This window comes from Microcoleus sp. A6-C6, assembly GCF_036705955.1.
Classification (GTDB): domain Bacteria; phylum Cyanobacteriota; class Cyanobacteriia; order Cyanobacteriales; family Microcoleaceae; genus Microcoleus.
This window is the reverse complement of the sequence record NZ_JAUBVR010000047.1, coordinates 1-12,189: the sequence shown is the minus strand read 5'-3', so window position 1 is coordinate 12,189 and position 12,189 is coordinate 1. Positions and strand designations below refer to the sequence as shown.

Sequence of the window (12,189 nt, the reverse complement as noted above, 5' to 3'; positions counted from 1 at the left end):
TTAATTTAATTTAGGAGAACGATAAATGTCAGAAGCCAATAAAACTCTGTTCGCTGCGGGCGATGACGAATTAATCGCGGCGGGCGACGATGAATTAATATTTGCCGAAGAAGACGAGGCGGAAAAAAAGCCGATCGCAGGCAGTTGGAAAATCTTAATTGTAGATGATGAAATAGAAATCCATAATATTACAAAACTTGCCTTAAATGATTTTATATTTGAAAACAAACTGATCACATTTGTCAGCGCTTTTTCCGGCAAAGAAGCCAAGGAAATGATTCAAGCCCATCCAGATATAGCATTGATTTTACTGGATGTAGTTATGGAAACAGAAGAGGCAGGATTGGAAGTAGTAAAATACATCCGCGATATTTTAGACAATAAGATAGTGCGGATTATTTTACGCACTGGACAGCCGGGACAAGTCCCAGAAGATGTAGTAATTGTCAGCTACGATATTAACGATTACAAAACTAAAACAGAACTGACAAACAAAAAGTTATTTACCACGGTAGTAACAGCACTGAGAGCATTTCGCTCTCTGACTCAAATCGAAGCCAGCAAAAGCGAACTTGAAAAAATTGCCATAGCTTATGCTCGATTTGTCCCCCGCGAATTTTTAAAATTTCTTAAAATTGAAAGTATTGTTGATGCCAGATTGGGAGACTCTGTACAGGCAGAAATGACGATTATGTTTGCTGATATTCGTTCGTTTACCAGTCTGTCAGAAAGTATGTCTCCGCGAGAAAATTTTGAATTTCTCAACTCTTACTTGAGCCGAGTTGGCCCAGTGATCCGACAGTACAATGGTTTTATAGATAAATACATTGGTGACGGGATTATGGCTTTGTTTCCTAACTGTGCTGAAGATGCCGTGCAAGCAGCAATTGAGATGCAGCAGCAAGTTAAAATCTATAATAAACATAGACAAAATAGCGGCTATCAACCTATTTCGATCGGGATTGGTTTGCACACAGGAACTTTAATGTTGGGTACTATTGGCGAAGCGGAACGGATGGAAAGTACGGTAATTTCTGATGCTGTAAATTTAGCCTCTAGGGTCGAAGGATTGACAAAGCTTTACGGAGTTGGTATTGTTGCTAGCGTTCAGACTTTGTGCCGGATTGACGACCCCCAACATTATAAGTGCCGATTTCTCGATCGCGTTCAAGTAAAAGGGAAACAAACGCCGGTTGCTGTTTTTGAAATTTATGACGGCGACTCGGATATTATGATCGAGCTCAAAGGGCAAACCCAAACTGATTTTGAACAGGGGATTTTTTTTCACTACCAGCAGCAATTCGCGCAAGCAAGGCAAATGTTTCTGCGCGTCTTGCAAGTTAACAAGTATGATAAGGCTGCATCTTTTTATGCCGATCGCTGCGATATGTTGATGAAGAATGCTGTCATTATGACTTTAGAAGGAATAGAGATATAGGGCATTGGGCATTGGGCATTGGGCATTGGGCATTGGGCATTGGGCATTGGGCATTGTTGGCTGTTGGCTGTTGGCTGTTGTGTTGTGAGTGGCTACCAATGACTAATGACTACTGACTACTGACTACTGACTACTGACTACTGACTGCTGACTACTGACTACTGACTACTGACTACTGACTACTGACTAATTTATGCGCTTAAAATCTCTTGATGTTTTTCGCGGAATTGCGATCGCCTCGATGATTCTAGTCAACAACCCCGGCAGTTGGAAACAGGTGTATCCGCCGCTAGATCACGCAGAATGGCACGGTTGCACGCCGACAGACTTGGTATTTCCGTTTTTCCTGTTCATCGTGGGCTGCGCGATGTCTTTCTCCCTGTCAAAATATACTCAAACTACTACAAAAATAGAAAAAAATATCTACTGGCGAATTGCGCGCCGCGCGGGGATTTTGTTTGGATTAGGATTGCTGCTAAATACATCTTCGATCGCCCTTGACGTACTTCTCAACAGCGCCCCAGTGGAAAACTTCGGTAAAATCCGCATCATGGGAGTATTGCAGCGCATCGGTTTGGCGTATTTGATTAGTGCGATCGCGATTCTCAACCTTTCCCCCCGCCATCAAAAACTGCTCGCTGTGGCGGTGCTTTTGGGCTACTGGGGCGCATTGCTCGTATTTGCTGTAGGGGGGTACAGCGCCTACGAACTCACGCCGGAAGGATATTTAGGTGGATATGTCGATCGGCTAATACTCGGTAGCCAACACCTGTACAAAGGCGGCCCCTTCGATCCCGAAGGATTGTTGAGCACATTACCAGCAAGCGTGACAGTGCTGATCGGCTATTTTACAGGAGAGTGGCTGCGCGTACAGCCAATCAAAACCCGCACCAGTTTAAATTTAGTAATATGCGGCTTTTGTTGTTTAATAATCGGTCATTTGTGGGGATTTTCCTTTCCCATCAACAAACAACTCTGGACGAGTTCCTATGTAGTTTTTACCGCAGGTTGGGCGTTGCTATTGTTAGCAGCTTGCTATGAAACAATAGAAGTGCGAAAGTGGAAATGGGGGTGGCCGTTTGAAATCATGGGATTGAATGCAATTTTTTTGTTTGTTGCTTCTGGTATTGTCGCCAGAATTTTGTTAAAAACTCATATTGGTAGTGGTAAAACTGCTCCAAATACCTACAGTTGGATTTATGAAAACTGGTTTGTACCGTGGGCGGGGCCGCTCAATGGTTCTCTGGCATTTGCGGTGACGGCGGTATTGTGTTGGTGGTTGGTTTTGTATGGAATGTATCGCAGAGGTTGGGAGATTAAAATTTAAATTATGGCTTGTTTAACAAGTAGGTTTGTTGGCAAGTGATGAGGAAGGAAACTTGACAGTCAAAAGCTGTTTTCAGTATAATATATCTAAATTATTTTACGGTTTTTAACGTGTATATTCTAATTGAGTCAACAAGAGAATTTGAGAAAGATATTGTGCTGCTAAATGAAGATGAGAAAGCCACAGTAATTCAAAAAATTAATTATTGTGCCAGCCTTTTTCCTACTCAAAAATCTAATGTGTATCGAAAGCTGCGTCGTCTCCCGCTATCGTCAGACCTGAATGGTTACGAGTCTTCGCTTTATACGCTACGAATTTCTCAAAAACTGAGAGTGGTTTTGGCGGTTGACGAAGACCCAATTTTTGGGCAAGCTATTTTTACTCTTTTTCGAGCAGTTCAACACGACGAACTCGACAAAGCGTATAAGGGTGTAGCAGAGTCTTTGTATCAAGACTTGCTTCAGCGCGATCGAGAAACTGCATAGATATCATCAGCTTGGTTATGGCACAAAATACGTAAGCTATCATGAACCCCACAATACCTATACCGATCGTTCATAGCGACCCCGACATTCTAGGGGGAACTCCTGTCTTTATCGGCACTCGCGTCCCGATGAAGACTTTGCTAGATTATCTCGAAGCTGGTGATTCGCTGAATGAGTTTCTCGACCATTTCCCTAGTGTCAGTCGCGATCGAGCGATCGCACTTCTTGCAATGATACGATCGCCACATCACATTGATTGATGTCCGGTTCCTCAAGATCGATCGCCCTTTGATCGGCAATCCGATCGCCCGCCCGACACATTTCCCCCAAATTAACAGCCCAACCCCGCCCAAACTCAAGGATTTTGCAGATTTGTCGATCGCCCGCCACCGCACCCTAACTATAAATGAGCCCAAATCGCTAAAATAAAAAAAAGATACGTAAATAGGTAGGCTGGCGTCAATGATCCCAACAGTTATAGAACAATCCGGTCGCGGCGAACGCGCCTTTGACATTTACTCGCGACTCCTGCGCGATCGCATCGTCTTCTTGGGCCAACAGGTTGACTCCGACTTAGCCAACCTGATCGTTGCCCAATTGCTATTTTTAGATGCCGAAGACCCCGAAAAAGACATTTACCTCTATATCAACTCCCCAGGGGGTTCGGTAACAGCAGGTATGGGGATTTTTGACACAATGAACCACATCCGCCCCGACATTTGCACTATTTGTCTCGGTTTAGCCGCCAGCATGGGCGCTTTTCTGTTGAGTGCCGGCGCTAAAGGCAAGCGGATGAGTTTGCCTCACTCCCGGATTATGATCCACCAACCTCTGGGCGGAGCTCAAGGACAAGCTACCGATATTGAAATTCAGGCCAAAGAGATTTTGTATCACAAACGCCGCCTGAATGGATTTTTGGCAGATCATACCGGCCAGCCGCTTTCCCGGATTGAAGAAGATACTGAACGGGATTTCTTCATGTCCGCTGAAGAAGCAAAGGACTACGGTTTAGTCGATCAAGTGATCGATCGCCGTCCTTCTGCTAGCCGCCCGATCGCCGCTGTCGTCGCGTAAATTGAATGTTAAAAATCAAAAATGGAGAAATATTCTTCATTTTTGATTTTTAGGATCAGATGGCGGTTGAAACCACTTTTGAGTTCTAACTCGTATGTGGCGAAGCGCCCCTGGGTGCGAGTTAGAACTCAAACTACACAAACGATGTCCGCCTCCGCGGTGTAAAGAGAATAACGCAATTTTTACCATCCAATATTCAACCCGCGGAGGCGGGTTTTGTTTTTATAGACGCGGTTTCAACCGCCAGGTTTTCTTCTGAGTTGCTGAATTCCTAGGGTAAAGATTCGAGATATTGCAGGAAGTCGAGCAATTCTTCTTGCTTTAAGAAATGTCGTGCTTCTTTGCCATAACCTTGTTTGAGATAATCTTTTCCTTGGTTGGCAGTCCAACCCAATCTCTTGATTTCTTCGGTGGTTCTGCTGTAGATTTCTAGATATTCTAGAAAATCTGCTAACTGTTCGCTAGAAAGTTCTCTCTGGGACGATTTGCCATAAAGTTGTTCGAGACAGTCGGTTTCCGTTTTTTTATTCCATCGCTGGCGTTTGAGGATTGCGTCTATTTGGGCGATCGTATCAGAATCATCCTCGATCGCATCGCTGGGAATTCCCACCGCGATCGGTTGCAATTCCCGGACTTCGGCCGCACCCTGCGACAGTTCGCTTTGGCTAGTATTCGGCACTTCCAGTTCTGGAAGCGGTTCGCCGTAGCTGGAAGACAGCCAAGCGTCCGAGTCTATCTGCTTCGGTACAAATTCAGCAGCCGGAGGCAGATCGATAGTAGGTGGCAGCGGTTCCGGTACAGGTGCGATCGGCTCTTGATTTAAGTTCGCTTCAGTATTGACAAAATTGCTTTGATGTGGTACAGCAATTGGGTCGGCAACAGGCATTTCTAAAACAGGAAGAGGAGCAAGGGCTGGGGGAACGGGAGCCGGAGCCGGAACGGGAACAGCAGCAACCGGAGCCGGAGCCGGAGCCGGAGCCGGAACGGGAACAGCAGCAACCGGAGCCGGAGCCGGAGCAACGGGAACAGCAGCAACCGGAGCCGGAGCCGGAGCAGTAAATGCGAGGACAGCGATCGATCGCGATCGGGCGCGGTCTTCAGCATCCTCAACAGACTCAGCAGCCGACATACCAGTAGCGAGAGTTTTGCCGTCAACCTGAACCAGACAGCGAACCACAAACTTACCGTGATGAATAGTCAGCAACTCACAGATTAACTGTCCAGTGGGATAAAGGGCGCGAAATTCAGCAAACATAATTTTTTTACCCCGAAACCAAAAGGGGCTGATGACTTAAGTTTAGTACAACCCAGAGAAAACATTTTTCTGAAAGCACCTATTCAACATACAATAAATGTAAGGTGAATCATCCGCGCAACCTTTCACGCGACTAAACCCTATCCCACATCCGGCGGTTTAAGCTAACAAGCACCGGGCGTCATTTCTACCTATAGGAGATGACACAGCAACTAGGCAAAAGTAGTAAAAGTCTCCGGTTTTGTGTACCTTGCACTTTCTACAGCACAGATTGCTCCCTACCCTGAATTGCACCTCCGTCCGTAAGGGCAGAGCGCTTGCAAAAACAGGGGCATCGCAGCGGCGAGCTAGTAGCAATTTTGACTAATCGCCGGTAAAATCTTTGGCTTTAGCAAAAGGAAAGAGGCACTTCAAAAAGAAGAAGAAAGCAGGAAAAAGGCAGAAGGAAAAAGGCAGGAGGCTCAAATGCAAATTTTCTCCCTCTGCATCTCTCCATCTCCCGATCCAGGACTCAACCCGTCGCTTTCAGCATCGAGTCATCTTTTAAGAACCGACAGGGGCTTTCTACTTCGCGAAGATCTCGGCGCTGCAAGCGAAAAGCAAAGGAACCAACGCTAAAAAATTGTATTGGGGAATAGGGTATGGGGTATTTGTCTGCACCATCATCTGTCATTCGCAGACAGACAGCAGACAATTAGCGAGTGCCAATGTGGGGGGGAAATCTGAAAAAATCCCCGCGCACGGGTAGCACCGACTGTGCTGGCATCTCCACCTACTAACCCGCGCATTTGTTGGGAAGCAGGCACTACGAGGGCAAGAGAGGGTGCGGCTGATTTCGCCAAAATTAGACTAATTGCTGGAAAAAAGAGGATCAATCGCTACATGGAATTTTCTATCGCTGCACTGCTGGCAAATTTTACAGAAGACAAATTAGTGGCTCCCAAAGCATTAGAGAAAAAACTCGATTGCAATGACGCTACCAGTCAACTCAAACTTCAAATCGCATTAGAAGCTCTAGAGAAAATTGGCATATTAGTCAAAGACAAAGGCCGCTATCGTCGAGTAGCTGAAGAGGACGTAGTAGAAGCAAAACTGCGTTGTTCGAGCAAAGGATTTTGCTTTGCAATTCAAGATGCCGAAGGCTCAGAAGACGTTTATGTGCGGGAAAGTCACCTCTCGACTGCTTGGAATGGCGATCGAGTTTTAGTCAAAATTATCAAAGAAGGTAGCCGTCGTCGATCGCCCGAAGGCGAAGTCATGCTGATTCTCGAACGCGCCAACCCCTCGGTACTGGCGCGAGTCAAGCAAACCGCCACCCCGACTGGCCGCGTCAGCTACAGAGCAATTCCCCTGGACGATCGCCTGTTGTTTGAACTAGACTTGCTGGCAAATGGTACAAATCTGCAAGAGGCGATCGACCATTTAGTACACGTCGAAGTCAAACGCTATCCCCTCGGAACCCATCGCCCAGTCGGCAAAGTAGTACAGGTACTCGGTTCCGACGCCGAAGCCGCAGACGACCTCGACATCGTATGCTGCAAACACGACTTGCCGCGATCCTTCCCCGCCGCCGTCATCAAAGCAGCCGAAAACTTGCCCAGCAAACTCAAAAAAACCGACATCAAAAAACGGTTAGATTTGCGTAACATCCTGACTGTTACCTTCAGCAAAAATGAACCGGGCGAAACCAACGAAAATGATGCCCCTCAAACTCAGCAGGAAAGTTTCTCAGACGAAGCCGAAAACGAGTTTGACCCCACCTCATTCCTCTCCGATCCGCCAATAGAACGCGCTTTGTCGATCGAAAGCCTGAAGTCCGGCGGCTGGCAAGTCGGAATCCACATCACCGACGCAGCCGAGTACGTGCAGCCCGAAACCCCGATCGACCGCGAAGCCCGCAAACGAGGAACCTGCGCGCATCTGGGAGAAAAAATCATCGCCGTACTCCCAGAAATCCTCAACGATCGTTGCTCCCTGCTGCTAGACACCGAACGGCTGGCCTTCAGCATACTGCTCACCCTAGACGAATCAGGAGAACTCCTAGAATACGAAATTCAAACCAGCGTCATTCACATTGACTACCAGCTCAGCTACCAGGACGCTCAAGCAATTCTCGAACCAGACTCCGATGCCGAAGATCACGCTTTATCCTCAGCCCTCCGTCCTTTCCTAGATCAAATTTTAGCCGCCTCACAGGCTGCCAGACAGGCGAGACTCAAGCGGGGAGCTTTTGAACTAAATTTGCCAGACGCTAACTCTCACTTCGACGACGAAGGCGAATTAGGAGCTTTTGCAACAGCTCCCGCCCCGCAGTCGGCTGTCTCCGAGTTAGTCGTACTCGCCAACCAAGCTGTCGCCACCCACCTGCAAGCCTTGGGAGTCCCAGCAATCTACCGCGTCCAACCGATGCCAGACCCGGCAGACATTCAAGAGTTCATCAAACTCTCCAACAACCTCGGCGGCGAACTCTATCTCGAAAGCGAAGAAGAAGTTCTGCCCTTTGACTTTCAGCGATTTACCCAGCAGTTTGCCGGCCTCAAGTCCGAAAGAGTTCTCACCTACCTGCTGGAAGACACGATGAAACCCGCTGTTTACAGCACAACTCCCAAGCCACACTTCGGTTTGGGACTGTCAGAGGGTTACACGCGCTGCACTTCGCCGCTTTCTCGCTACGCCGATTTGCTGGTGCTGCGGGTGTTGCAGGCTGTGTTCGAGCAAGGGCGCAGCAGCCGCACAACTCGCGCTAAGGAAAAAGTTGACTTGCATCATTCCTCCTGTCACGGTCAAATTACTTGGAATGTCCTCCCCCCAGACTTGCACCATGAGTTTGAGACAGAGTTTGCAGCGGGGGTGGTACATCTGACGGAACGCGAAAGGGTTGCTGAAGATGCCGAAAGCGATTTGCAGGGATTGAAGAAAACGGGATTGATGAAAGAGCGCACTGGTCAAACTTTCCAGGGTTTGATTACAGGGGTGCAGTCTTACGGTTTCTTTGTGGAAATTGAGGTGCGGCCGCCGGAGAGCGAACTTCTGCGAGTTGAAGGATTGGTGCACGTTTCTTCGCTGAAGGATGATTGGTATGAATATCGATCGCGCCAGCAAACTCTCGTAGGTCGCAAAAACCGCAATCAGTACCGTTTGGGCGATCGGGTGGAAGTTCAAGTTAAGAGCGTTGACTACTATCGCCAGCAAATTGATTTAGTTGCTGTTGGTGGCGGTAGTCAAGCTTTTGATGATGAGGAATAGTCAGTTGACAGTTGACAGTTGACAGTTGGCAGTTGACAGTTGACAGTTGTCCGCTTGCTTGTCGAAGGCTAGTCAGTAGTCATTAGTTATTTAAACTATAACCAATGACTAATGACTAATGATCAACAGCTCGAAAATTTGCGTAGGTTTCATCTCTTTCTGGACACTGCACTGCGTCCAGAAAGACATTTAAACCAGTCCCGAATATCGGTTCAATATGATATTGTTTCTTCTTACTTATTCTCAATTTCTACTTACTTTTTTTCTCGTACTTATTGCTTAAAAATAATGACAAATAACTACCCGCTAATTGTAGGAGTGACTGGAGCATCGGGATTAATTTACGCCGTGCGAACATTAAAATATCTATTGGAAGCCGATCGCGCCGTCGAACTGGTAGCATCAAAATCTACCTACATGGTTTGGCAAAGCGAACAGAACATCCGAATGCCCGCAGAACCGACTCTGCAAGAAGAATTCTGGCGGGAAAAAGCAGGAGTACCCAATTCTGGTAAACTTCGCTGCCATCCGTGGCAAGATGTTGGTGCTAATATTGCTAGCGGCTCCTTTCGCACCCAAGGAATGATCATTATTCCCTGTAGCATGAGTACACTAGGCAAGTTAGCCGCGGGATTGAGCTCGGATTTGCTCGAAAGAGCGGCCGACGTTCAGCTTAAGGAAGGGAGAAAATTGGTACTTGTACCTAGAGAAACTCCTTTTAGTTTGATTCACCTGCGGAATTTGACCACTTTAGCAGAAGCTGGAGCTAGAATTGTGCCAGCGATTCCCGCTTGGTATCACAATCCTCAAACTATTGAAGATTTGGTAGACTTTGTGGTGGCTCGCGCTTTAGACCAGTTGGGGATTGATTGCGTTCCTCTCAAACGCTGGAAGGAAGAAGAAAAGAGTCATTAGTCATTAGTCATTAGTCATTAGTCATTAGTCATTAGTTAATTATCAATTACCGATTACCAATTACCTATTAAAATTTGATATGCGCGCTGTATTTTTGCTAGTGATTGTGGTAGGGCTAACTATTTTTGCCCTGCAAAATGTGGAGCCGGCATTATCGCTGGTATTTTTGGGAATTCGATCGCCCGCTTTACCCTTATCTATCTGGATTTTGCTCAGCATGGGGACGGGAGTTGTCACATCTTTGTTGATTTCTGCTTTGCTCTCCTTCTCAAATTACCTATCTCAAACACGAGATCGCACCGATCGCAATAGTCGCAGCCGTGATACTGTCTCAGGAGATAGAAGAACAGCTTACGCGCCGCCTCCGCCTCCGAGAAAACAAGAGATTGACCCAGATTTTGAGATGGAAAATAGCCAAACTTCCTATCGAACTGAGTACGGGACACCGGCAGGCTACACTCCGCAGACGTTCCAGCAAGAAACTCCAAACCCTCCGGCTGCAAGGAATTACACTCAACCGACAACTATTCAAGCGGCAGACGATGAGGATGATTGGGTTTCTGATGGCTCAAAATCCGGCTCTGGTGGCAGCGATGACGATTGGGGTAGGGACGATCGCGATTTGCCCGATCGACCGCAGGTAAATGATGTTCCAGCGGCAAATCCGACGGCTTACGAAACTAAACAAGAACCCAAAAGCAAGTCTTGGGCTGGCTCGGTATACTCTTATGGCTATCGAGATCCCAGCCAGTCTGGGGTGGGACAAACTGAGTCTGTTTACGATGCGGAGTATCGGGTGCTGGTTCCCCCCCAAGATCCCATACCTAACTCCGGTGATGAAGTACCCCAAAATCCTAGTGCAGAAACAGAGGATGATTGGGGATTGGATGAAGATGATGTATTTGAAGACGACTCACGCCCCAGTGGTGGGCCGATTGACCTGAAAAAATAGCAAAATATCGGAGGATTTGGTGGTGGATTTGTTGAGGGGAGTTAATATCTATCTCGTCGGGATGATGGGTGTGGGAAAAACCACGGTGGGGAGGATTTTGGCAAGGGAGTTAAAATACCGTTTTTTTGATACTGATGAACTAATTGTGCGGGTTGCTAATCAGTCAATTGCTGATATTTTCGATCGCGAAGGGGAAGAGGTTTTTCGGGAATTAGAAACTAAAGTGCTCGGTGAATTGTCTGCTTATCAAAATTCGGTGGTTGCTACGGGCGGTGGTATTGTTGCCCGATCGACAAATTGGGGTTATTTACATTACGGTATCGTGGTTTGGCTGGATGTGCCTGTAGACCAATTGTGCGATCGACTGCGATCGGACAGCACTCGTCCCCTGCTGCGGGAAGGCGACCTCAAATCTAAGCTGCAAAACCTTTTGAGCGAACGAGAGCGTTTCTACACTCAAGCAGATGTCCGAGTTGGCATTTCAGGAGGCGAAAGGCCTGAAGAAGTGGCGCGTCGGGCGATCGAGGAAATCAAAAAAGTTCTAGAAGAAGGAAGAAGGAAGAGGGAAGAAGGAAAAGGGAAGAAGGAAGAAGAAAGCAATTAAGAACATCCTCAACGTCGGCCCGGTTGCCAGATCAAATCAGAAACCGGGCCTGATATCAATGGATACGCTCAGAAACCAGGTTTCTGGGAAAGTAACAGGTTTTTGAGGACTTTTGAATTCCGTAAAAATACTGATTTATGCCTGAGTGTGTCCGTTTAACCGCCGAATGTTTGGGAATCAACCGGGTTTGAATCGACGGGGTGCGTAAGTTTTATTAGGTGTGAAGATGTGGCGATGGGAGACTTTGTGCAAAAACTGATGGCACACTCATCTGATGGGTTACAGTCGGCTATTGATTTGTGCCAAAAAATAAAATGGCCCCACCGCGGTCGGGCTGTAGGGCGCAAGGACAGTTAAACGCTAACCTCATTGTCGGAAAATTTAGCATCGATGCTATCTTGCTATGTGACGATTTTGCGATCGTCCATTCATTCATCAACTCTCCCGTATCAAAAAATGTAACCCAAGGGCGATCGAATTCTACCTGTCCTATTCTAAAAACAATACCTCATGCAATTCTGACGAGCAGCTCGCTAAAGCTGCTTTTTTATTGCGATCGAGTTTTTGGCTGCTACACTTGCGCGCGTTTGGCAATAACATTTTCTTGACATCCTCCCCACTGATGAATCAGGGGGATTCCAATCTACCCAAACAAAGAAAGTTGTTTAGGGAATTGGTGGGTTGACGCTTCGCTGGAAGATGCCACATTAGATGCGGTCTTACTCCGTCCTCCACGTCCGTTTTTAGCTAAACAGACGGGAATCCCCACATTATATCGCTTCGATTAGTGTGGGATGAAAGACGCGGTGAGACGAGGATTCCACCTGTCAACCAATTCAAAACTATGTTTTGACCGATGACGGGTGGATGACGAGGCGAACAAATTATTTTAT

Annotated in this window: 11 protein-coding genes; 9 read left to right on the top strand and 2 right to left on the bottom strand. The window is 47.0% G+C overall.

Translation table 11 applies throughout. The features are described from left to right. The first annotated feature begins 25 nt into the window (after window positions 1-25). From QUB52_RS18740 to QUB52_RS18725, 4 genes are all read left to right on the top strand, one after another. Window positions 26-1,438, top strand: coding sequence for an adenylate/guanylate cyclase domain-containing protein (locus tag QUB52_RS18740; protein ID WP_265238481.1), 1,413 nt, complete (start codon window positions 26-28; stop codon window positions 1,436-1,438). A gap of 193 nt (window positions 1,439-1,631) precedes the next feature. After that, entirely contained in the window at window positions 1,632-2,765 is a 1,134-nt protein-coding gene (locus QUB52_RS18735; RefSeq protein WP_332974352.1) for an acyltransferase family protein, read from the top strand. Between the two features lie 155 nt (window positions 2,766-2,920). After that, on the top strand, window positions 2,921-3,250 hold the full coding sequence (locus tag QUB52_RS18730; RefSeq protein ID WP_332969405.1) for a hypothetical protein: 330 nt from the start codon (window positions 2,921-2,923) through the stop codon (window positions 3,248-3,250). A gap of 41 nt (window positions 3,251-3,291) precedes the next feature. Then, window positions 3,292-3,510, top strand: coding sequence for a DUF433 domain-containing protein (locus tag QUB52_RS18725; RefSeq protein WP_332969407.1), 219 nt, complete (start codon window positions 3,292-3,294; stop codon window positions 3,508-3,510). Here QUB52_RS18725 and QUB52_RS18720 read toward each other — a convergent pair. Further along, complete coding sequence (locus QUB52_RS18720; protein ID WP_332974369.1) at window positions 3,449-3,640, bottom strand: hypothetical protein; 192 nt, start codon at window positions 3,638-3,640, stop codon at window positions 3,449-3,451. The genes QUB52_RS18725 and QUB52_RS18720 overlap by 62 nt on opposite strands. A 72-nt stretch (window positions 3,641-3,712) precedes the next feature. On the opposite strand from QUB52_RS18720, the gene clpP reads away from it, so the two are divergent. Beyond that, window positions 3,713-4,324, top strand: a complete 612-nt coding sequence (clpP, locus tag QUB52_RS18715) for an ATP-dependent Clp endopeptidase proteolytic subunit ClpP (RefSeq protein WP_265238472.1) — start codon at window positions 3,713-3,715, stop codon at window positions 4,322-4,324. 271 nt (window positions 4,325-4,595) lie between these two features. Here the strand turns inward: clpP and QUB52_RS18710 are convergent, their stop codons facing one another. Continuing rightward, window positions 4,596-5,579: a hypothetical protein gene (locus QUB52_RS18710; protein WP_332974351.1), complete on the bottom strand. Its 984-nt coding sequence runs from the start codon at window positions 5,577-5,579 to the stop codon at window positions 4,596-4,598. Window positions 5,580-6,461: 882 nt separating this feature from the next. Here QUB52_RS18710 and QUB52_RS18705 point away from each other — a divergent pair. From QUB52_RS18705 to QUB52_RS18690, 4 genes are all read left to right on the top strand, one after another. Next, complete coding sequence (locus tag QUB52_RS18705) at window positions 6,462-8,825, top strand: ribonuclease R family protein (RefSeq protein WP_332969417.1); 2,364 nt, start codon at window positions 6,462-6,464, stop codon at window positions 8,823-8,825. Window positions 8,826-9,113: 288 nt separating this feature from the next. Further along, window positions 9,114-9,740: a flavin prenyltransferase UbiX gene (locus QUB52_RS18700; protein ID WP_332974349.1), complete on the top strand. Its 627-nt coding sequence runs from the start codon at window positions 9,114-9,116 to the stop codon at window positions 9,738-9,740. A 79-nt stretch (window positions 9,741-9,819) separates the two neighbouring features. Further along, window positions 9,820-10,692, top strand: coding sequence for a LapA family protein (locus QUB52_RS18695; protein ID WP_332974347.1), 873 nt, complete (start codon window positions 9,820-9,822; stop codon window positions 10,690-10,692). 22 nt (window positions 10,693-10,714) lie between these two features. Further along, window positions 10,715-11,296, top strand: coding sequence for a shikimate kinase (locus QUB52_RS18690; RefSeq protein ID WP_332969415.1), 582 nt, complete (start codon window positions 10,715-10,717; stop codon window positions 11,294-11,296). The last annotated feature ends 893 nt before the right edge of the window (window positions 11,297-12,189 follow it).

What these genes read in the sequence shown, in the direction of transcription:
- QUB52_RS18695 (WP_332974347.1), top strand. Translation starts at nt 9,820, where the DNA reads ATGCGCGCTGTATTTTTGCTAGTGATTGTGGTAGGGCTAACTATTTTT.
- QUB52_RS18735 (WP_332974352.1), top strand. Translation starts at nt 1,632, where the DNA reads ATGCGCTTAAAATCTCTTGATGTTTTTCGCGGAATTGCGATCGCCTCG.
- QUB52_RS18710 (WP_332974351.1), bottom strand. Translation starts at nt 5,579, where the DNA reads ATGTTTGCTGAATTTCGCGCCCTTTATCCCACTGGACAGTTAATCTGT.
- QUB52_RS18725 (WP_332969407.1), top strand. Translation starts at nt 3,292, where the DNA reads ATGAACCCCACAATACCTATACCGATCGTTCATAGCGACCCCGACATT.
- QUB52_RS18705 (WP_332969417.1), top strand. Translation starts at nt 6,462, where the DNA reads ATGGAATTTTCTATCGCTGCACTGCTGGCAAATTTTACAGAAGACAAA.
- QUB52_RS18700 (WP_332974349.1), top strand. Translation starts at nt 9,114, where the DNA reads ATGACAAATAACTACCCGCTAATTGTAGGAGTGACTGGAGCATCGGGA.
- clpP (WP_265238472.1), top strand. Translation starts at nt 3,713, where the DNA reads ATGATCCCAACAGTTATAGAACAATCCGGTCGCGGCGAACGCGCCTTT.
- QUB52_RS18740 (WP_265238481.1), top strand. Translation starts at nt 26, where the DNA reads ATGTCAGAAGCCAATAAAACTCTGTTCGCTGCGGGCGATGACGAATTA.